An 884-nucleotide genomic window follows, 5' to 3' on the forward strand; every position below is an offset into this window, starting at 1 on the left:
CCCCCGTTGACGTCGCCGATCGCGTAGATGTGCGGCCGGCTCGTGCGCAGGTGCTCATCCACCTCGATGGCGCCACGTTCGGTCGTGCGGATGCCCGCTTTGTCAAGACCGAGTCCCTCGATGGCGGGAGCGCGCCCAGTGGCGACGAGGATCTTGTCCGCCTTCAGGGTCTGCGGACGCCCGTCGACCTCGTAATGGATGGTGGCGTCGGCGGAGCCGTCCCTGACCTCGGTCACCTTCGCGTCGGTGATGAGAGTGATTCCTTGATCGCGGAGGATGCCGACGACGACTTCGGCGACATCGTCGTCCTCGCGACCCACGAATGTGGGAAACGCCTCGAGAACCGTCACTTCCGAGCCGAACTGCCGGTACATGGCGGCGAATTCCAGGCCGAGGTAACCGCCCCCGATCACTGCGAGGTGGCGTGGGAGCTCTTTGGTGTGGAGCAGGTCGGTGCTCGTCGCCATGTACTCGCTCTTGCGCAGCCCACGGATGTCGGGGATCACGGGCACGGATCCAGTGTCGATCACGATGGTCCCGGCGCTGATGGTCAGGCGGTCGTCCCCCGCCGCGACCTCGACCGTCGTGGAGTCGAGGAACGAGGCCTTGCCGGTGACCACGGTGACGGTGTCGAGGGTGTCCAGCATCTGGAAGTTCTTGCCGCGCATCATCGTGGTCATGTCGGTGACCGCGCCGATCGCGTCCTGGTACCAGCTTTGCTGTTCGTCGCCTGGACGACGAACATCGGCGTGGTGGACCAGCGCCTTGGTCGGTACACAGCCGATGTTGATGCACGTCCCTCCGTACATCTGATCCGACTGCTCCACCATGACGACCCTCTTGCCCTCGCGTCCCATGGTCCCCGCGAGATCCTTCCCGCCCTT

At 65.0% G+C, this 884-nt stretch carries 1 protein-coding gene; it reads right to left on the reverse strand.

Features of this window, described 5'->3' with window-relative positions; genetic code table 11:
* Window positions 1-857 (reverse strand): dihydrolipoyl dehydrogenase family protein (locus ITP53_RS55550; RefSeq protein ID WP_236052263.1); only part of this gene is annotated, 857 nt, incomplete at its 3' end.
* Between the last annotated feature and the right edge of the window lie 27 nt (window positions 858-884).

This window comes from Nonomuraea cypriaca, assembly GCF_015645445.1.
GTDB lineage: Bacteria > Actinomycetota > Actinomycetes > Streptosporangiales > Streptosporangiaceae > Nonomuraea > Nonomuraea cypriaca.